Source organism: Paracoccus sp. J55, from assembly GCF_000513975.1.
Taxonomy (GTDB): domain Bacteria; phylum Pseudomonadota; class Alphaproteobacteria; order Rhodobacterales; family Rhodobacteraceae; genus Paracoccus.
In genome coordinates, this window is sequence record NZ_AZVA01000048.1 from 1 (window position 1) to 18,465 (window position 18,465).

Annotated in this window: 16 protein-coding genes and 3 pseudogenes; 8 read left to right on the forward strand and 11 right to left on the reverse strand. The window is 65.0% G+C overall.

Annotated elements, in window-relative coordinates:
- On the forward strand, nucleotides 1-281 hold a 281-nt coding region (locus tag PARJ55_RS0119755), incomplete at its 5' end, for an IS5/IS1182 family transposase (protein WP_028712791.1).
- Nucleotides 282-283: 2 nt separating this feature from the next.
- Here the strand turns inward: PARJ55_RS0119755 and PARJ55_RS24155 are convergent.
- The 7 genes and pseudogenes from PARJ55_RS24155 to PARJ55_RS0119790 form a co-directional block, all read right to left on the reverse strand.
- A pseudogene (locus PARJ55_RS24155) lies at nucleotides 284-424 on the reverse strand (IS256 family transposase); the annotation flags it as partial.
- 525 nt (nucleotides 425-949) lie between these two features.
- Nucleotides 950-1,708 carry a FadR/GntR family transcriptional regulator gene (locus PARJ55_RS0119765; protein ID WP_010397930.1) on the reverse strand — a complete coding sequence of 253 codons (759 nt, stop codon included), beginning with the start codon at nucleotides 1,706-1,708 and terminating at the stop codon, nucleotides 950-952.
- Entirely contained in the window at nucleotides 1,708-2,724 is a 1,017-nt protein-coding gene (locus tag PARJ55_RS0119770) for a four-carbon acid sugar kinase family protein (protein ID WP_028714566.1), read from the reverse strand. Before PARJ55_RS0119770 ends, PARJ55_RS0119765 begins: the two co-directional genes overlap by 1 nt.
- A gap of 11 nt (nucleotides 2,725-2,735) precedes the next feature.
- Nucleotides 2,736-3,845, reverse strand: coding sequence for an iron-containing alcohol dehydrogenase (locus tag PARJ55_RS0119775; RefSeq protein ID WP_176224566.1), 1,110 nt, complete (start codon nucleotides 3,843-3,845; stop codon nucleotides 2,736-2,738).
- A complete protein-coding gene (locus PARJ55_RS0119780; protein ID WP_028714568.1) occupies nucleotides 3,842-4,753 on the reverse strand; it encodes a dihydrodipicolinate synthase family protein in 912 nt (303 codons plus the stop codon). The genes PARJ55_RS0119775 and PARJ55_RS0119780 overlap by 4 nt, the downstream gene beginning before the upstream one ends.
- Complete coding sequence (gene pdxA / locus PARJ55_RS0119785; protein WP_028714569.1) at nucleotides 4,750-5,700, reverse strand: 4-hydroxythreonine-4-phosphate dehydrogenase PdxA; 951 nt, start codon at nucleotides 5,698-5,700, stop codon at nucleotides 4,750-4,752. Before pdxA ends, PARJ55_RS0119780 begins: the two co-directional genes overlap by 4 nt.
- Complete coding sequence (locus PARJ55_RS0119790) at nucleotides 5,697-6,884, reverse strand: exo-alpha-sialidase (RefSeq protein WP_028714570.1); 1,188 nt, start codon at nucleotides 6,882-6,884, stop codon at nucleotides 5,697-5,699. The genes pdxA and PARJ55_RS0119790 overlap by 4 nt, the downstream gene beginning before the upstream one ends.
- 245 nt (nucleotides 6,885-7,129) lie before the next feature.
- On the opposite strand from PARJ55_RS0119790, the gene PARJ55_RS0119795 reads away from it, so the two are divergent.
- From PARJ55_RS0119795 to PARJ55_RS0119825, 7 genes are all read left to right on the forward strand, one after another.
- Nucleotides 7,130-8,011, forward strand: coding sequence for a DMT family transporter (locus PARJ55_RS0119795; RefSeq protein WP_230376507.1), 882 nt, complete (start codon nucleotides 7,130-7,132; stop codon nucleotides 8,009-8,011).
- Nucleotides 8,012-8,039: 28 nt separating this feature from the next.
- Nucleotides 8,040-9,542: an ABC transporter substrate-binding protein gene (locus PARJ55_RS0119800; protein WP_147427940.1), complete on the forward strand. Its 1,503-nt coding sequence runs from the start codon at nucleotides 8,040-8,042 to the stop codon at nucleotides 9,540-9,542.
- Nucleotides 9,543-9,594: 52 nt separating this feature from the next.
- Nucleotides 9,595-10,509 (forward strand): ABC transporter permease, encoded by a 915-nt coding sequence (locus PARJ55_RS0119805; protein WP_028714573.1) that lies wholly within the window; start codon nucleotides 9,595-9,597, stop codon nucleotides 10,507-10,509.
- A 3-nt stretch (nucleotides 10,510-10,512) separates the two neighbouring features.
- Entirely contained in the window at nucleotides 10,513-11,427 is a 915-nt protein-coding gene (locus tag PARJ55_RS0119810) for an ABC transporter permease (protein ID WP_028714574.1), read from the forward strand.
- Complete coding sequence (locus PARJ55_RS0119815) at nucleotides 11,420-13,042, forward strand: ABC transporter ATP-binding protein (protein WP_028714575.1); 1,623 nt, start codon at nucleotides 11,420-11,422, stop codon at nucleotides 13,040-13,042. Before PARJ55_RS0119810 ends, PARJ55_RS0119815 begins: the two co-directional genes overlap by 8 nt.
- 341 nt (nucleotides 13,043-13,383) lie before the next feature.
- Nucleotides 13,384-15,153 (forward strand): alpha/beta fold hydrolase, encoded by a 1,770-nt coding sequence (locus PARJ55_RS0119820; RefSeq protein ID WP_028714576.1) that lies wholly within the window; start codon nucleotides 13,384-13,386, stop codon nucleotides 15,151-15,153.
- Nucleotides 15,154-15,308: 155 nt separating this feature from the next.
- A complete protein-coding gene (locus PARJ55_RS0119825; protein ID WP_036714651.1) occupies nucleotides 15,309-15,569 on the forward strand; it encodes a hypothetical protein in 261 nt (86 codons plus the stop codon).
- Between the two features lie 147 nt (nucleotides 15,570-15,716).
- Here PARJ55_RS0119825 and PARJ55_RS23640 read toward each other — a convergent pair.
- The 4 genes and pseudogenes from PARJ55_RS23640 to PARJ55_RS22705 form a co-directional block, all read right to left on the reverse strand.
- A pseudogene (locus PARJ55_RS23640) lies at nucleotides 15,717-16,103 on the reverse strand (transposase); the annotation flags it as partial.
- A 121-nt stretch (nucleotides 16,104-16,224) separates the two neighbouring features.
- A complete protein-coding gene (locus tag PARJ55_RS24915; RefSeq protein ID WP_084637935.1) occupies nucleotides 16,225-16,479 on the reverse strand; it encodes a transposase in 255 nt (84 codons plus the stop codon).
- Nucleotides 16,480-16,594: 115 nt separating this feature from the next.
- Nucleotides 16,595-17,352, reverse strand: a pseudogene (locus PARJ55_RS23650) (IS5-like element ISPso2 family transposase).
- Between the two features lie 47 nt (nucleotides 17,353-17,399).
- Complete coding sequence (locus PARJ55_RS22705; protein ID WP_147427943.1) at nucleotides 17,400-18,065, reverse strand: IS110 family transposase; 666 nt, start codon at nucleotides 18,063-18,065, stop codon at nucleotides 17,400-17,402.
- Between the last annotated feature and the right edge of the window lie 400 nt (nucleotides 18,066-18,465).

The window sequence follows — 18,465 nt, forward strand, 5'->3', positions numbered from 1 at the left end:
CAGCAGTTCTGGTCGCCGACAGGGGCTATGACTCTGATAAAATTCGGGAAGACATCGAGAGCCGCAACGCCCTGCCCATGATACCGATGCGAAGGAACCGAAGGGTGCGCAAGGCTGTCGACATGACCATCTACACCCTGCGCAACATGGTCGAGCGCTGCTTCAACAAGCTGAAAAATAGCCGCCGCCTTGCAACCCGCTACGACAAAACCGCCGAAAGCTTCCTTGGCTTCGTCGACGTCGCCTGCATCAGGCTCTGGCTCCGCCATTTGTCAACATGACCTAGCTTTCGCCATTTCTTCTGCGCCGACATCATCAGCCGGAAGGCCATGGCGAGCCCGGTCTTTCGGCTCAGGCAGCCCTTGGTTCGCCGGGTGCGGTGCCGGACGGTGGCGAAGGTGCTCTCGATCGGGTTTGACGTCCGGTGACGATTCCGCTGTGGTGCTGCGGGAAATCGATCCTGGACTGGGTTGGCAAACGCTGTTGCGGGCATTCTTCGTGGGCAGTCAGCCAGGCTCGCAAGTTCGGCGTCGACCGGGTTCGTGCTGATCCAGTGGGTGACCGATACACTCGCTCGATCTCGAAGGCTGCCTACTTCCGGGCTGTTGGCTTTGACGGGCCCTCTTTCGCCGGCTCTGCGCGCAACCAGGAAGCCGCCCCGGAACGCTTGGGTATGTGGAAAGCGCGCGTGCCATGGCGCACACCCTCACCAACTGGCCTGGTTTTGCTCCGCCGCCATGGCCGACTTTTGCGCCGCCGTTGACAAATTACGAGGCGAGCTGGATCGGGCACTATGGGTCGTACGCCGGGACCCCGACTAGCTGAGGAGCGTCCGGGGCTCTGTCTGCCCGATTTGCTTTAACTGGCGCTGCGCTCTTGCTGCGGGGTCTGGGCGAGGAAAAGCAGGTCGAGGAATTTTGCGAACAGCGGAAACACGGCATGCCCGCTGTCAGGGCTGGCCTTGGGTGGCCAGCGGCGGGCCGTTGCCGGCGTCGGAGACGAGGGCGGGCTTGCGCCTTGTGAACAGCCGGTCGCGCGAATGGGTCAGGTGATCGCGCATCAGGTCGCGCGCGCGGGCACCGTCCTGCAGCCGGATCGCCTCGAAGATCCCCGCATGCTCGTCGAAGACCCGCGCCAGCCCGCTGGCCTCGCGCTTGACCGAGGCGCCGTGGAAGCGCATTCCGACGGCGATATGGTCCTTCAGCGCCTCCATCGCGATCGAGAAATAGCTGTTCTCGGACGCGATCGCGATGGCCAGGTGGAACTGGAAATCGGCATCCTCGCGGTGGCTCTGGCGGTTGGTGGCGTCGCGCATCAGCTCCAGCGCGGCGGCGATCCGTTCCAGCGCGGCGTCGTCGCGCCGCTCGGCCGCGCAGGCGGCGGCGGCGGGTTCCAGCGTCAGGCGGAACTCATAGCAGCTGAGCAGGTCCGAGACGTTTTCCAGCGGCCCGAAGCCGAGCGGCTGCTTCAACCCGATGGTGCGCACGAAACTGCCCGCGCCCTGGCGCGAATAGATCAGGCCGCGCTCGCGCAGCTTTTTCAGCGCATCGCGGATCACGGGGCGCGAGACCTCGAATTCGGCGGCCAGGTCATGTTCGGTCGGCAGTCTTTCGTCGGGGCGATAAGAGCCCGACTTGATCGCCCGTTCCATCCGTTCGAAGACGATCTCGCTGAGGGATTTCCGCGCCCGCTTTTCCGGCTCCGCCATCAGTTCTGCCCCCGAAACATCTCCAGCAAGGTGGCGAGGGTATCGGCCGCGCCGAAGCCCCCGGATTTGGCGATGATGCTGATTTCGCCCCCATATGCCACAGCTAACCCAGGCAGGCATTCGCCCGCAAGCCGCAGCGAGGTGATGCCCATATGCGCCAGCACCGCCTCGGCAGTCGCGCCGCCGGACAAGAGCAGCGCCTGCCGACCGGCGGTAAGCCGGGGATGGACGCTGCGGGCCAGGGCTTCGGCGACCTGCGATCCGGTTCGCGTGGCCTGCCCCGCCACTGCCTGCACCAGCAGATGCGGCGCGGTGGCGTCTGGTACCGCTTCGCCCGCGGGGGCGGGCAGGACCGCCGCCAGTCCCGAGGCCTGCACCTGTCGTGCCTGTTCCACCGTGATCGGATCGCGAGAGCCGATGACCAGCAGGCTGCGCGCGGCGCGCGGCAGGACCGGCGTGGCTGCGGGCTGCCCGGTCATGCGGATCGCCAGCGCCTCGGCCAGCCCGCGCGCGCCGACCAGCAGGTCGCCCGGTTGCGTCCTGTCCAGCGCGGCGGCCAACTCAGTGGCGCTGGTCACGTCGGGGATGACGGCGCGGCCGGCCAGCGGGCCAAGGGCTTCGGCGATGGAAAGGGGCCGGGCGACGCCGTAGCCCCCGACATGGCCGGCCTGCGTGATCCGCCCGAAATCGGGAATGGCGGGGGCGACCAGCATCCGCGCCGGGTCCAGCACCGCGAGTTCGGCGGCGACATGCCCCTTCAGCCGCGAATCGATCTTCTTCAGGACTGGCACGCCTGCGGGCAGCGCCGCCACGACCTGCGCCATCGCCTTGCGCGCCGCGTCCTTGGTGCCATCGCGCGAGCGGGTGCTGACCGCCATCACCTGCGCGCCGCTTGCCGCGACCGAGGCCACCGCCTCGGGCGACAGCGCGACCTGGACTGCCAGCCCGCGCCCGGCGAAGGGCGCGGCGCTGTCCAGCGCGCCGGTCAGGTCGTCGGCGATGATGCACAGCTTCATCGGCGCGCGCCCTAGAAAGCGGCGCGATAGATGGCCAGAACCTCCTTGGGCGTCATGTCGCGGGGGTTGTTGTCCATCAGGCGGCGGATGGCATGGGCGTCACTGGCGAAGCGGGGCAGCTGGTCCTCGGTCGCGCCATGCGCGGACAGCCGCATCTCGACCCCCAGATCCGCGCAGAAGGCATGGGCGCGGGTCAGAAGATCGCCTTCGCCAAGTCCCAGGGCGGCCACGATCTCGGCGGTCTTGGCCTGGGCCACGGGTTCGTTGAAGGCCAGCACATGCGGGAAGATGATCGCATTGGCCAGCCCGTGCGGCAGGTGCAGCAGCGTGCCAAGCGGATAGGACAGCGCATGTCCCGCCGCGGTGTTGACCGGGCCAAGGCAGATGCCGCCGTAGAAGGATGCCAGCATCATCCCCTCGCGCGCCTCGGTGTCGGAACCGTCGCGGACGGCGCGTGCAAGGTAGCGGCCGACGAGGCCGATCCCCATGCGGGCGAAGCCGTCGATCACCGGATGGGCGTTGCGGTTGGTGAAGGCCTCGACGCAATGGGCCATCGCGTCGATCCCAGTCGCGGCCGTCACCGCAGGCGGGACCGAGAAGGTCAGCTCGGGGTCCAGCACCGCCAGGTCGGCGATCAGATGCGGGCTTTCCACCGCGATCTTGTTGCCCTTGCCGGGATCGGTGATCAGCGCGCGGATGCCCGCCTCGGACCCGGTGCCCGCCGTGGTCGCGACCTGCACAAGGCCGGAGCGGCGCCCCGAGACCCGGTTCGGGCCGGCGACATCGGCCAGCGACTGCTCGCCGTCCCACATCGCCGCGACCAACTTGGCCACGTCCATGACCGAGCCGCCGCCAAGCCCGATCACCAGGTCGGGCCGGGCCTCGCGCGCGGCGGCGATGGCGGCGTCGAAGGTCGCGATGTCGGGCTCGCCCGGAATGGCGTCGAAGACCGAGACCTGGCCCGCAAGCCCCAGCCTGTCCGCGAAACCGGCGGTATGCGGGCTGGCGATGACCAGGACATTCCGCGCGTCATGCGCCCATGCGCCGGTGCGGGCCGAGGCGCCCGCACCGATTTCCAGCCGTTTCGGCTGATGCAGGGTGATGATGCGGCTCATGCTCATGCCTTGCTCTCCAATTCGTCCATGACGGCCCAGACCTTCGCGGCCTCGCCCTCGGAGAGGGGCGAGAAGGGTGGGTGCACGTTCATCCAGCCCATGTCGCCGCGGCGCCGGGCCAGCATGGTCTTGACGGTGGGAAGCTGGGTGTAGCTGTTGGTCAGGTTGCGCCACGCGACGATCACGTCCTGCGCGGCCTTCACCTCGGCGGCCTTCGCCGGGTCGTTCCAATGGTCGTAAACCACCCGCAATTCCCGCGCGACGAGGTTGGAACTGGCGGTGATGCAGCCCGCGCCGCCGCCTTGCAGGACCGGCAGCAGCAGCGGATCGGCCCCGGCCAGCACGGCGAAACCGGGGAAGCGGGCGGCCATCGCGTGCATGTTCTCGATCTTGCCGTCGCTGTCCTTGATGCCGATGACGGTATCGGGGAAGGCCTCGACCAGCATCGCGATCAATTCATGGCTGATCGGTACGCCGGTCAGCATCGGGATGTGGTAGAGGATCACCTTCAGCCGATCATCCGCGACCTTTTCGATGATCGAGGCATAGAAGCGGAACAGGCTTTCATCGCTGAAGGCAGTGTAATAGAAGGGCGGCAGCAGCACCACGCCCTTGACGCCCGCCTGCACCGCGTGGCGGGTCAGCTCGACCGCATCCGTCACCGCGCAGGACGAGGTGCCGGGCAGCATCTGGTCGGGCCGGGTGCCGCCGGCGATCGCGGCTTCCAGCAGGTCCATGCGCTCGCGCACGGAGAAGCTGTTCGCCTCGCCGGTCGAGCCCAGCATGGCGATGCCGTGGCAGCCTTCCTCGATCAGTGCCTTGGCATGGGCGCCGAACAGGGGCAGGTCGGGGGTGCCGTCGGCTTTCAGGGGCGTGGCGGCGGCGCAATAGACGCCCTCGATGGCGAAGCTCATCTCGATCCTCCGGAAACCAGTTTGCGGGCATAGGCGATGGCGGAATTCATGTTGCCGTGATCGGCGACGCCCTGGCCCGCGATGTCGAAGGCGGTGCCGTGATCGACCGAGGTGCGGTCGATGGGCAACTCGACCGAGACGTTCACCGCCGTGTCGAAAGCCACCAGCTTGATCGGGATATGGCCCTGGTCGTGATACTGCGCGACCACCAGGTCGAATGCGCCGGAATAGGCGCGGTGGAACACGGTATCGGCCGAGATCGGGCCGTAGGCGTCGATCCCCTCGGCGCGGGCGGCGGCGATGGCGGGGGCGATCTGGTCGGCGTCCTCGGTCCCGAACAGCCCGTTCTCGCCGCAATGGGGGTTGATCCCGGCGACCGCGATGCGTGGCGCACTGACGCCGATGCGCTTCAGATGGGCGTTGCCCGCGCGGATCGTGGCCAGCACCCGCTCGGTCGTGGCGCGGGCGATGGCGTCCTTCAGCGAAACATGGGTCGAGACATGGATGACCTTCAGCCGCTCGGACGCCAGCAGCATATAGGCGGCCTCGGCCCCTGTCAGGCTGCGCAACATGCCGGTATGGCCGTCATAGTGATGGCCGGCGGCGTTCAGCGCCTCCTTGTTGATGGGCGCGGTGACGATGCAGCCGATCCGGCCGGCCTGCGCGTCCTGGACGGCGCGTTCGATGAAGCGGAAGGCCGCGTCGCCCGCGACCGGGGACAGTTGCCCCCAGGGCAGGGGGGCGCCGTCATAGTCGATGTTCACCACCCGCTCGGCCAGGTCCAGCTCGATGCCTGCGACCGCCTTCGCGGCCTCCAGAGTGGCGCGGTTGCCATAGATCAGCGTCCGCGCCCGGTCCTCGGGCGACATGTCGGCCAGCGCCCTGACGCTGATCTCGGGGCCGACGCCGGCGGGGTCGCCCATGGTGATGCCGATGATGTCGCTCATGTCAGAGCCTCCGAAAGGCGGCTTTCCCAGCCAGGTTGCAGTTGCAGGTATTTGATGGCGCGGCGGTGGTAGGTATAGGCGAGGTGCAGGGTGCCGTCCGGGCCTTCCAGCAGCCAGGGATAGGACATTTCCTTGTTGCGCCCGTCGGTGGAATCGTTCGAGGTGCAGGTGCCCGGCCCGTCCTCGACCAGGTAACGCCGCGGGAAGGTTCGCCCGCCGTCGCTGGAGATGCAGATCGTCACCGGCGCGCGCGGTACGCCCCAGATCGGGGTGCAGCCGCCTGCGGGATCGGCGTCCGGGCGGTCGTCCTCCTCGCCCAGCTCGTCATACAGCGAGGCGCGGCGGTCGGGCGACATCGCGGCATTGACCGGGTTGCAGATCATCGCGATCCGCCCGTCGCGCAGGGTGATGGCGGCGATCGAGGAATTGTTGTTCGGCACGTCCGTCGCCACCGGCGCGGCCCAGCTGTGCCCGCCATCCGCGCTGTCCGAGCGGTGGACGAAATCGGACTGGCGGCGGCGATAGAAGGCGGCCATGCGCCCTTCGCCCAGATCGACCGGGCTCATATGGACCGAGCCGACAGAGTCCGGCACGTCCTCCAGCCGCCAGCTTTGCCCGCCATCCATCGAGACGCCCATCGCGGCGGTGTCGTGGCTGCCGTTCCATTTCCGGCCGGGGCGCTGAACGCAGCGGAAGATCGGCAGCAGCCAGGCGCCGTCGTCGCGCAGCCGGACCGGGGCGCGCACGAAACAGCCGCGCGGCAGGTCGAGGAAGCGCCCCTCCTCGGCGGTGATCGCCACCCCGTCGCGGTTGAGCGCCGCCATGCGGATGCGGCACTGGTCCTGATTGCCCGAGGGTTGCGAGGTGTGGAACAGCCACAGCCCGCCATCGGGTGCAGCGAAGATCACCGGGTTCTGTTCCGAGTGATCGGGATCGTGGCTGAGCCTTTGCGCGGGTCCCCACGCATCCGCGCCGGGCAGCAGCACCGAGGCATGGATCGAGATGTCCGACTTGCCCTCCAGCGTGCCGCCGAACCAGGCACAGATCAGCGCGCCGTCATCGGCCAGCGACAGGAATGCGGCATGATTCTGCACCATGGGCGAGGGCAGGAATGCCTGCTGCATCCCCTCCGCGGCGCTGGTCAGGCGCCCGTCCATGCGCTGCGCGATATCCTCTGGTCGCATATGCTCCTCCTGCGTCGAATTGACGGGAAGACAGCGCATAACGAAAGCAGTTGTCAAGTTGAAAGATGAAAAACTGAATGAATGCGTTGCGCGTTGTGTAAATTAATTAAGTAAAAACAGTTATATAAATGCGAGCATCATGAGGCCGTGATCTTCTGGGGATTTTTTATTGACAAAATTGATGGCCTGTCCGATGGTTCGGCAACCGTGCTGGAGGGGTGTCGGCGCGGGTTTTCGGAGGGGGCATGGCCTGGACGGTTGCACGAGGCGGGACAGCGATGCTGGCGGTCGGGCTGGCGGCGATGGGTGCCGCGCTTTCTGCCGTCGATGCCGCCATCGTGCGGCAGCTGGACGGCGGCGTTCATCCGATGATGATTGCCTTCACCCGCGCCCTGTTCGGCGCGCTGGCGGTTCTGCCGATGGCGGTGATGCGGCCCTCGGTGCTGGAATCGGCCTATCCGCTGCGCCAGCATCTGATCCGTGCGGCGCTGAAGCTGGTCGCACTGGTCGCATTCTTTGCCGCCTTCGCGCAGGGACCGCTGACGGATGTGACGGCCATCGCCTTCACCTCGCCGATCTTCGTGGTGCTTGGCGCATCGCTGATGCTGGGCGAAAGGCTGGGCGGGTTGAAGATCCTGGCCGTCGCCACCGGCTTTTGCGGGGCGTTCCTGGTGGCCGGACCGGCCGGTGCCGGCCTGACGCCGGCGATCGGCTTCGCGCTGATCGGGGCCGTGGTGCAGGCGGTGATCCAGCTGATGCTGAAAAGCATGTCCTCGGGCGACCGGACGGCGACGCTGGTGATCTGGAACCTGCTGCTGACCGTCCCGCTGGCCTTCCTGCTGGCGCTGCCATTCCTGACCATGCCGAGCGCCGGACAGCTGGGCCTGCTGGCATTGCAAGGCGTTCTGGGCGCAGGCTGCATGGCGCTGATGACCCATGCCTTCAGCCTGGCCGATGCGTCCATCGTCGCGCCGGTCGATTTCCTGCGGCTGCCGCTGGTCGCCGTGCTGGGCTATCTGCTGTTTTCGGAAGTGGCGAAGCCCTCGGTCTGGATCGGCGGCGTGCTGATCTGCCTTGCGGCCCTGATCGCGTCCCGCGCCTCGCGCCGCGCAAGAGCCGTCGAATGAATTGATCCGATATCCACGGGAGGAACGAATGATCAAAAGATCCTTGATATGGGGGACGCTTGCCGTCGCGACGATGCTGACCCCGGCTTTCGCGCAGGACAGCACCGTCCGCATCGTGCTGAACGAGGAGGTGGACCTGCTGGAGCCCTGCATGTCCACGCGCTCGAATATCGGGCGGGTGACGCTTCAGAACATCAACGAGACGCTGGCCTTCCTGGACCTGCGCGAGGGCGGTGGGTTGCAGCCGAAGCTGGCCGAAAGCTGGGAACAGCTGGAGGACGGTTCCTGGCGCTTCCACCTGCGGCAGGGCGTGACCTTTTCCGATGGGACGGGTTTCGACGCGCGTGACGTGAAGCATTCCTTCGACCGGGCGATGGACCCCTCGATCACCTGCGAGGTGCCGCGCTATTTCGGCGGCATGACCATCGAGGCCGAGGTGGTGGACGACCATACCATCGACTTCAAGGCCGATCCCCAGCAGCCGATCCTGCCCCTGCTGCTGACCCTGATCTCGATCGTGCCCGAGGAAACGCCGATCGAATTCGTGCGCGAGCCCATCGGCACCGGCCCCTATACCCTGACCGAATGGACGCCGGGCCAGCGCATCGTGCTGAGCCAGCGCGACGATTACTGGGGCGAGATGCCCGCGGTGACCGGGGCGACCTATCTGTTCCGGGCCGATCCTGCGGTTCGCGCGGCGATGGTGGCGACGGGCGAGGCCGACATTTCGCCCTCGATCGCGGCGCTGGACGCGACCAATCCGGCGACCGATTTTTCCTATCTGGACAGCGAGACGGTCTATGGCCGGCTGGATCACTCGGTCGCGCCCTTCGACGACCTGCGGGTGCGCAAGGCGCTGAACCTGGCCATCGACCGCGAGGCCTTCATCGGCACGCTGGTCCCCGAGGGCGCGCTGCTGGCCAGCGCCGTCTATCCGCCCCCCACGCTTGGCTGGAACGAGAGCGTCGAGGTCTGGCCCTACGACCCCGAGGAGGCCGCGCGCCTGCTGGAGGAAGCCAAGGCCGACGGCGTCGCCGTCGATACGCCGATCACTCTGATCGGCCGCACCGCGAATTTCCCCAACAACGTGGAAATCCTGGAGGCGGTCCAGCAGATGCTGCAAGAGGCGGGCTTCACCGTCGAGCTGCAATTCTACGAAGTGGCCGAGTTCGAGAAGCTTTACTCCAAGCCTTACCCGGAAGGCCGCGGGCCGATGGTGGTCGTCGCCATGCATGACAACTCGCGCGGCGATCCGTCCTTCTCGATGTATTTCAAATATGCCTCGGACGGGCGGCAGTCGGGGATCAGCGATCCCAAGGTCGACGATCTGATCAACCGCGCGCAGGCCGCGACCGGGGACGAGCGCGAGGCGCTGTGGAAGGAGCTTCACGCCTATCTGCACGACGAGGTGGTGGCCGACCTGCTGCTGTTCCACATGGTCGGCTTCAGCCGCGTGAACGAGCGCCTGGACTGGAAGCCGACGATGGCGACGAATTCGCAGCTTCCGCTGGCGGATATCGCCTTCAAGTGACCTGACAGCCGGGCGGGGGCCATCCCCGCCCAAACGACCGGAGCCTTCGGCCATGATGAGTTTCATACGCAAACGCGCCTTCGCCAGCCTGATCTCGCTGATCCTGCTGGTCGTCGCCGTTTTCTTCCTGTCGCGGCTGACGGGCGATCCGGCGGCGCTCTACCTGCCCTCGGAAGCCTCCGAGGAGATGCGCCGGCAGTTCCGCGAGATACACGGGCTGAACGATCCGCTGCTGGTGCAGTTCGGTCGCTATGTCTGGGACCTGCTGCATCTGGATTTCGGCGATTCCGTGCGCCGCGCGCGCCCGGCCTTCGAGGTGGTCAGCGAGGCCTTCCTGTGGACGCTGCAACTGGCCGTCATCACCATGACGCTGGTGACGGGGGCGGCCATCGTCGTCGGCTCTCTGGCGGCGTTCCGGGTGGGCGGGTTCTTCGACCGCATCGCCTCGCTGACCTCGCTGATCGGGGCCTCGGCGCCGGATTTCTGGGTGGCCATCGTCGCCATCGTGGTCTTTTCCGTGGGGCTGGGCTGGCTGCCGACCTCGGGGACGGGCAGCCTCTGGCACTGGATTCTGCCCATCGGGGTGCTGTTCATCCGCCCCTTCGGGCTGATCGTGCAGGTGGTGCGCGGCTCGATGATCAACGCGCTGTCCTCGGCCTATGTGAAGACCGCGCGGGCCAAGGGCGTGAGGACGCGCCCGATCATCTTCGTCCACGCGCTGCGCAACGCCATGCTGCCGGTCATCACCGTGATCGGCGATCAGGCGGCGGCGCTGCTGAACGGCGCGGTGGTGATCGAGACGATCTTCGGCTTTCCCGGCGTCGGCAAGCTGATGATCGATTCCATCCTGCAACGCGATTTCAACGTCGTGCTGGCGGCGATCATGGTCACCGCCATCGCCATCTTCATCATGAACCTGCTGATCGACCTGGCTTATGCGCTGCTCGATCCGCGCATCCGGTATTGAGCCATGACCAGCATCGACATCATTCCCGACGAGCCGAAGCCGCTGGTCCGTTTCGCCCGCATGCTCTGGGCCGACAAGTTCGCGCTGGCGGCGGTGCTGTTCCTGACGCTGGTGCTGGTCCTCGCGCTGATCGGCCCCTCGTGGCTGGGCGAGGTGGCGCAAAAGCAGAACCTGCGCGGGCGCAACGCGCCGCCCTTCGAGTGGGAACGCGGCTGGCTGTGGATCCTGGGCGCGGATGCGCTTGGCCGCCCGCTGCTGGCGCGGATCATCGTCGCGACCCAGAACACGATGATGGTGGCCGGGGGCGCGGTGTTCTTCTCGGCCCTGATCGGGACGGTGCTGGGGCTGGTCGCGGGCTATGCCGGGCCGCGCACCGGGCAGGTGATCATGCGGCTGGCCGATGTGATCATGTCGTTTCCGTCGCTGCTGCTGGCGGTGGTGGTGCTGTATATCCTGGGGCCGTCGATCCTGAACCTGGTGATCGTGCTGGCGATCACCCGCATCCCGGTCTATCTGCGCACCACCCGCGCCGAGGTGCTGGAGGTGCGCGAGCGGATGTTCGTGCAGGCCGCCAAGGTGATGGGCGCCTCGTCCCGGCGGATCGTCTTCCGCCATATCCTGCCGGTGGTGCTGCCGACGCTGATGACCATCGCCACGCTGGATTTCGCCTTCGTTATGCTGGCGGAAAGCTCTCTGTCCTTCCTCGGCATCGGCATCCAGCCGCCGGAAATCACCTGGGGGCTGATGATCAGCCAGGGGCGGCAATATCTGACGACCGCGTGGTGGCTGTCCTTCTGGCCGGGCCTTGCGATCATCCTGACCACGCTGTCGTTGAACCTGCTGTCGGGCTGGATGCGCATCGCGCTGGACCCGACCCAACGCTGGCGGCTTGAAATGAGGGGGCGCAGGAATGGCTGAGCCGATGTTGCAGGTGAAAGACCTGTCGGTCGAGTTTCACACGGCGGCCGGCACCGTCCGCGCGGTCAGGAATGTCAGCTTCGATCTGGACCGGGGCGAGACGCTGGCGATCCTGGGCGAAAGCGGCTCGGGCAAGTCGGTGTCGTCCTCGGCGATCATGGACCTGATCGACATGCCGCCGGGCAGGATCACCAGCGGCCAGATCATCTTCGAGGGCCGCGACCTGCTGAAGCTGAGCGCCTCGGAACGCCGCAAGGTCAACGGCCACAAGATCGCGATGATCTTCCAGGACCCGCTGAGCCATCTGAACCCGGTCTATACCGTCGGCTGGCAGATCGTCGAGACGATGACCACCCACGGCATGGCCCGGTCGAAGGCGCGGGCCGAGGCCTTGCGGCTGTTGGGCCGCGTCGGCATCCCGGACCCCGAGGGCTCGATGGGGAAATATCCGCATCAGTTCTCGGGCGGGCAGCGCCAGCGGCTGATGATCGCGATGGCCTTGGCGCTGAAGCCCGACCTGCTGATCGCGGACGAGCCCACCACCGCGCTGGACGTGACCGTTCAGGCCGAGGTCCTGGCCCTGTTGGAGGAATTGCAGCAGGAAACCGGCATGGGCGTGCTGATCATCACCCACGACCTTGGCGTAGTGGCCGAGATCGCCGACCGCGTCGTGGTGATGAATGCGGGCGAGGTGGTCGAGACCGGCGACACGCGGCAGGTCTATCGCAACCCCGCCCATCCCTATACCCGCAAGCTGATCGGTGCGGCGCCTGGCAAGGGCGCGATGCACGACCCGCTGCCGCCCGCCGAGCCGGTGCTGTCGGTGCGCAATGCGCGCAAGGTCTATGGCGATTTCGCCGCCGTCGAGGATGTCTCCTTCGACCTGATGGCGGGCGAGACCCTGGCCATCGTCGGCGAAAGCGGCTCGGGCAAATCGACCGTGGCCAAGATGCTGCTGCGGCTGGAGGAGCCAACTGGCGGCCAGGCCCTGTGGAAGGGCCAGGACCTGTTTTCCATGCCGGAACGCCAGCTGTTCGTGCTGCGCCGCGACTTGCAGATGGTGTTCCAGGACCCGACGCAAAGCCTCAACCCGCGCATGACCGTCTGGCAGCTGATCACCGAGGGCTGGGTCATCCATCCCGGCATCCTGCCCCGGTCGAAATGGAAGGCCCGCGTGGCCGAATTGCTGCATCAGGTCGGGCTGAAGCCCGAGATGGCCGGGCGCTATCCGCACCAGTTCTCGGGCGGGCAGCGCCAGCGCATCGCCATCGCCCGCGCGTTGGCGCTGGAGCCGGAACTGATCATCTGCGACGAGGCGGTCTCGGCGCTGGACGTGTCGGTCCAGGCGCAGGTGATCGAGCTGCTGGACGGGCTGCGCAAGTCCCTGGGCATCGCCTTCATCTTCATTGCCCATGACCTGCCGGTGGTGCGCGACTTCGCCGATCACGTCATGGTGATGCAGAAGGGCAGGGTGGTCGAGGCAGGCACCGTGCGCCAGATCTTCGACAACCCGCGCCAACCCTATACGCAGGCGCTGCTGGCGGCGGGACTGGACCCCGACCCGGATGTGCAGGCCGAACGCCGGGCCGCGCGCCTGGCGATGGCGGCAGGCTGAAAGGTCGCGCGGAACGGCTTACTCGGGCCGTTTGACCTGATCGGCATCGTCCCGATGCCCAGTGCGGATATGCTACGCGGCAAGTTTTGGCACCTGCTGTTCGACCAATCGCAAGTATCGTTGGTTGCATGCCCTGGAGCGGAACCTACGCCAGAATACGCTAAACTACGATAAGCCCCGTTGTCAGGGGATGAACCGTGCCAAGTTTGTGGTGAGGGTCAAAGATAGGCGGGATCGCTGAAGCGCCGCCCTTGGCGTCATTCCGATACCACGTCCGTCCCGGTTGAAAGCAGCCGGGCAAAATGCAATGTGGGAAGGGTCCGCCTGAAAAAGGCCTGCTCATGCCCGATTCCAAATCCAGGACGCTACTGGCCGATCAGCATTTCTTTCTGTCGCCTCAGTTGAGCGAAGGCCAGAGTTCGGACGACGATATCGATCTGAACATCATCGCCAGCACCTATCGCTCGATCATCGATGAGCATGCTTTCGATGAGATGGTGGCGAGTTGGGAAGCCAAGCTCGCATCGTCCGGCGGAGATGCCGAGCATCCCAAAGTCTCCAAGGGGCTGTTCAGCCAGTTGCTGACCTTCCGCAACACCTTGGAAAAGCTGGACGTCCCGACCGAGAACGACCCGCTGAAACTGGCGGTTTCCGAAGTGCCGGGACCGGCGACTGTGCTGTCTCCAAACGGCAATGTCGCGGTCATCAACATTGCGGGCGAACGCGCGTTCGGCAAGCGCCAGGGCGCGTTCATGGACGCTGCAGTCATCGCGCCGAATTCTCTGGAGGACTATCGTGCCCTGTTGCGTGCCGCCACCGGTCAGGGCAACGCGGCGCAAGCAATCCTGACGATCCTGCCGGCCACCGAGGGCTATGGCGAATCCTTCCTGGCCGAGGGCTACCTGATCCGCGTGCCGGGCCAGAGCGGCGCCCATATCGCCATCCGTTCCCTGGAAATCGCCTGGGGGCCGCGGATCGCCGAGCGCTTGCAACAGGCCTTCGGCCTGACGCAGGCCGAATCCGAGGTCGCGCATCTGTTCTTTCGTCTGCGCAACCTCGAATCGATCGCGATAGAGCGAGGCGTGTCGCTGCTGACGGTGCGCACCCAGATCAAGACGATCATGGCCAAGATGGGCGCCCCCTCGAATATCGACCTGATGCGCCTGCTGGCCATGATCGCCAGCCGTGAACATGTCGGGCTTCGGGGCGAAGCCCCTGTCTGGCACGATCCCCTGGGCCGCGAAAAGCTGATCGAGATGCCCGATGGCCGCAAGATCGCCTGGACCTGGATGGGCGCGAAGCGGGGCATCCCCGTGGTCATGCTGCGGGGATTGCCGATGACCTATCTGCTGCCGGGCGATGGAGAGGCCCGGCTGCGCGACGCGGGCATCTGCCTCTATGTTCCGTCGCGACCCGGTCACGGGAACAGCACCATGGACTCCTCGCTTGATGTGATGAGCGACAATCTTGTCGCATTGCGGGTCTTTCTCGACCAGGTCATCGGCCGCCCTTGCCTTGGCGTCGGATTGGCCAGCGGCACCTTGCCTCTGGTCGTCGAAGCGGTGGCAAATCCCACGCGCTTCCACGGGATACTGGCAGTCGGTTTCTCGTCCGGGATCGACCCTTCGGGAGTCCAGCGCTTGCCGCAGATTCAACGCATCATGCTGCAACTCGCAGACAGTGCGCCATGGGTCGCCGAACTGATGGCCAAATCGGGACACCGGATGATGCGCCAGCACGGCCTGGACTGGTATCTGGAACGCGCCTTCCGCCATACGCCGCTGAACCAGCAAACGGTGCGCAACCCCGATTGGACGGCATTGATCCGGAACGCCTGTGAACATCTGCTGAAACAGGGCCACGCGACCTTTGTTCGGGAGTTGCAGCTTTCACGCCACCGCATGGACACCGCGCTGCGCGAGTTGCTCATACCCATGCGATATCTGGCGCCCACCGAAGATCCCGGCATCGATCTGGCTGCGTGCAGGCAGTTGGAAAGGATCAATCCCCTGATCACCGTCGAGCCCGTCACCGATGCGGCCGAGTTGGTTTTTTATCAGCGCAATGACCTCATTCTGGATCGCATCATCGCCGCGGCACACCGAAACTGAGCTGCATACACCATTCGGCGTATGACAACGCGGTTCGCCATCCTCTAGAGCGACCGCGCAGGGCGCACGGTTGGTGCGTAATAAATTGTTCAGCTTGGATATTGAGCGCCAGACCGATCTTTGGGCTGACGGCTTTGCAATGCAAGGAGGGATTGATGAGCGACGCAACCATCATGCGGCCGCCCCGCCGGGCCCCGGAATACGTGGCCAATCCAGACATGGCAGCCTTCACCATCGGGCAGATCGCCCTTGTTAGGTTGAGGGAAGATGGCGTGCTTTCCGTCGAGACGCTACACAGGCATCTGGCAAGGATCGCCTCTGGGCAAGGTGACGCTGTCGCTGCGCGGGTAACCGCCGATATGGCCCTCGGGGCGCTTCGTTACATCGAAAACTCCCTGAGGAATCAGGCTGCCTGAACAAGCCGGCAGCACCGGGTTTTCGGGCCATTTTCTCCGTCTTAGTTTTTGGAATATCGTCACTTCTTCCCATCGGCAGGGAATGCGGTTTGCAATGCATCATTCTGAGCCATGTTTCGACCCGCTTAGCAGAGAAGGGTAAGCTGCGGCTGCAGCCCCCCGAGGCTGGCGCTTCTCGGGATCGGGTTCCCTGGTCGCGATCCTCGCTTCGAGCGCGGTGGTCTGCGCCTGCGCCTGCGCCTGCGTCTCGGCGATGGCGGTCTCCTGGTCTTCCAGCGCTAGTTACAGCTGCGCCGGATCCAGCTTCTCCGATTTAGGCCCGAACTTCGTGTGCCGGTAATCCTGAACCTGGCCTTCCAGCCGTTCGATCAGGGCCTTCAATTCGATGATGAAGGTGTCCTTCTCGACCACCGCCGCCTGCTCGTGCTGGCGGGCCGCCCGTTCGACCGATAGCTCGAACTGCATCGCCGCAAATGCCTTCCTTACCTCGGAAGGCAGATCGGGAAACAAGCTGAGATCGATAGGCTGCGACATATGCCTCCCTATCCGATCCGGACCGGAAAGCCCATTAAAACAAGTCAAAATATACCCGACGGATCACCCCGCCGCAGTCGGTCTCGCAACGCGCCGCGCAACCGGCCGCGCCACCAGCCCCTCAAACAGAGCTTCCGCCTGCACGGCTTCGCCATTCCAAAAGATGGTGGTGGGGCTGCCCGTCATGACGCCGTGTTACAGCCGCCACCGTCGCCCCAGGTTTGAAAGTCTTTGCGACAATCCGCGCCTTCACATCGTCAGGCCAATGCCGGTTGCTCCGTCGAGCCTCCCCAACCTCGAACTGCCCAACAAATCCATCTCCGCCATTCCGACACCCTTCTGAAACTTCAGAAGAAAAATCGCCCCTCAGCCGCAGGTCGGAAACCGCAAATCTGAATGGGACGCAAAGGACGGATACCCAGAAAGCTGCTTCTGATCTCCTTCACCGACACCGTCCGTCCTGTCCCAAGCCGCATTTCTAGGGTCAGGATTCATAACCAATAGATGACGAGAGCCGCGAGGGCGATGGCTGAGAGGAAGACCTTGGGGCATCGGTCATAGCGGGTCGCGACGCGCCTCCAGTCCTTGAGCCTGCCGAACATGATCTCGATGCGGTTACGCCGCTTGTATCTCCGCTTATCGTATTTGATCGGCGTCTTGCGTTTCTTCCGGCCTGGGATGCAGGCACGTATCCCCTTGTCCTGCAACGCTTCTCTGAATCAGTCAGCGTCATAGCCACGATCCCCGAGTAGCCATTTGACGTTTGGCAGGCCACTCAGCAGGGCCCGAGCGCCGATATAATCGCTGACCTGTCCAGCGGTGACGAACAGGTCGATCGGTCGGCCCTGACTGTCGCAGATGGCGTGCAGCTTGGTGTTCATACCGCCTTTGGTTCGACCGATCAGGCGACCACGCCCCCCTTTTTGGCGGCCATGCGGGTCGCCGTTCGATGGGCCTTGAGGTATGTTGCGTCGATCATCACGGTCGTTTTCTCGCCGTGTTCCGCCGCCAGCCCGGCCATCATCCGCGCGAAGATGCCCTTTTCGCTCCAACGCTTCCACCGGCTGTAGAGCGTCTTATGTGGGCCATACGCGGCGGGCGCATCGCGCCAACGCAAGCCATTGCGATTGATGAAAATAATCCCGCTCAGCACCCGTCTGTCTTCAACCCGGGGCTTCCCGTGCGACCTGGGAAAGAAGGGAGCCAGGCGCGCCATCTGCGCGTCGGTCAGCCAGAAGAGATCGCTCATGTCACCGCTCCGTTTTCGGAGGCGTGAATCACGCAGCGCAACAGAAATCAATGCATCCTGACCCCAGGGATGGTGGTGAGCCTTCGGCTGACGCCACTTCCTTCATGCCATGTACGCAATTCCTGATCGAGCTCTCCGATCTCTTCAGTCAGCTCCGCCATTCGCCGGATCAGAATTTCGAGGGCCCGGTGGGCGTAGGTAGGCAGAACCTCATCGGTGAAGGCTTGATCCGCCAGTTTCACCAGATTGGCGACACCCGGGTTGGCGACGAATCCGAACTCGGCCAAGTGAGCACGCAATGCGTTTGCTGCCATCGTACGCTGGCGCACAAGCAGCGCTCTGGTGCGATGCGCCATCAAAATGCCCTGCTGTTCGACGGTCTTGACCGGCACGAACCGCATCGTCGGACGTTGCACGGCCTCGCAGATAGCCTCGGCATCCAGGGCGTCACTCTTACCCCGCTTCACATATCCCTTGACATAAGAAGGCGGCATTATCCGAACCTCATGCCCCATGGCGATGAGCGTCCGTGCCCAATAGTGCGCCGTTCCACATGCCTCCACTCCGATCAGGCATGGTGCGAGTTTGGAGAAGAAGGGTATCATCTGCTTGCGATGCAGCTTCTTCACCAGAACGGTATTACCGGCGTCATCCACGCCGTGAGCCTGGAAGACACTCTTCGCAAGATCGAGGCCCATTGTTCGTATGTGCATTTCGATGCTCCTTCCCAGTTCCATTCTTTCTCAGCACAATACACGCGGCTGCGCGGCCGACGGCGTCCACATCATCAAGATGCTTGCTGGGAAGGAGGCCGGCATCTTTTGACAGCACCTGAGAACGGCGGTGAGAAATTCGTCCACGGTAGCGGTGGCTTGGTGCTGCTGCGGGCGGCGTAAAAGTCGTCCACCTATTCCCTTTCTGCGGCGGCAGGGAGGGCGTGAGGATTTACAGCGTGGACCTATATCTGAGAGTTCGCCAGGCTTGCGCGGAAGGCATGAGCCAGCGGGAAGCGGCGCGGGTGTTCAACATCTCGCGTGACACGGTTGCGAAGATGATGACCTTCTCGGTGCCACCGGGCTACCGACGGACGGCCGAGGTCAGGCGGCCAAAGCT

What these genes read in the sequence shown, in the direction of transcription:
- PARJ55_RS0119780 (WP_028714568.1), bottom strand. Translation starts at nt 4,753, where the DNA reads ATGAGCTTCGCCATCGAGGGCGTCTATTGCGCCGCCGCCACGCCCCTG.
- PARJ55_RS0119810 (WP_028714574.1), top strand. Translation starts at nt 10,513, where the DNA reads ATGACCAGCATCGACATCATTCCCGACGAGCCGAAGCCGCTGGTCCGT.
- pdxA (WP_028714569.1), bottom strand. Translation starts at nt 5,700, where the DNA reads ATGAGCGACATCATCGGCATCACCATGGGCGACCCCGCCGGCGTCGGC.
- PARJ55_RS0119800 (WP_147427940.1), top strand. Translation starts at nt 8,040, where the DNA reads ATGATCAAAAGATCCTTGATATGGGGGACGCTTGCCGTCGCGACGATG.
- PARJ55_RS0119825 (WP_036714651.1), top strand. Translation starts at nt 15,309, where the DNA reads ATGAGCGACGCAACCATCATGCGGCCGCCCCGCCGGGCCCCGGAATAC.
- PARJ55_RS0119820 (WP_028714576.1), top strand. Translation starts at nt 13,384, where the DNA reads ATGCCCGATTCCAAATCCAGGACGCTACTGGCCGATCAGCATTTCTTT.
- PARJ55_RS0119765 (WP_010397930.1), bottom strand. Translation starts at nt 1,708, where the DNA reads ATGGCGGAGCCGGAAAAGCGGGCGCGGAAATCCCTCAGCGAGATCGTC.
- PARJ55_RS0119770 (WP_028714566.1), bottom strand. Translation starts at nt 2,724, where the DNA reads ATGAAGCTGTGCATCATCGCCGACGACCTGACCGGCGCGCTGGACAGC.
- PARJ55_RS0119815 (WP_028714575.1), top strand. Translation starts at nt 11,420, where the DNA reads ATGGCTGAGCCGATGTTGCAGGTGAAAGACCTGTCGGTCGAGTTTCAC.
- PARJ55_RS0119805 (WP_028714573.1), top strand. Translation starts at nt 9,595, where the DNA reads ATGATGAGTTTCATACGCAAACGCGCCTTCGCCAGCCTGATCTCGCTG.
- PARJ55_RS22705 (WP_147427943.1), bottom strand. Translation starts at nt 18,065, where the DNA reads ATGCACATACGAACAATGGGCCTCGATCTTGCGAAGAGTGTCTTCCAG.
- PARJ55_RS0119790 (WP_028714570.1), bottom strand. Translation starts at nt 6,884, where the DNA reads ATGCGACCAGAGGATATCGCGCAGCGCATGGACGGGCGCCTGACCAGC.
- PARJ55_RS0119795 (WP_230376507.1), top strand. Translation starts at nt 7,130, where the DNA reads ATGGCCTGGACGGTTGCACGAGGCGGGACAGCGATGCTGGCGGTCGGG.
- PARJ55_RS0119775 (WP_176224566.1), bottom strand. Translation starts at nt 3,845, where the DNA reads ATGAGCATGAGCCGCATCATCACCCTGCATCAGCCGAAACGGCTGGAA.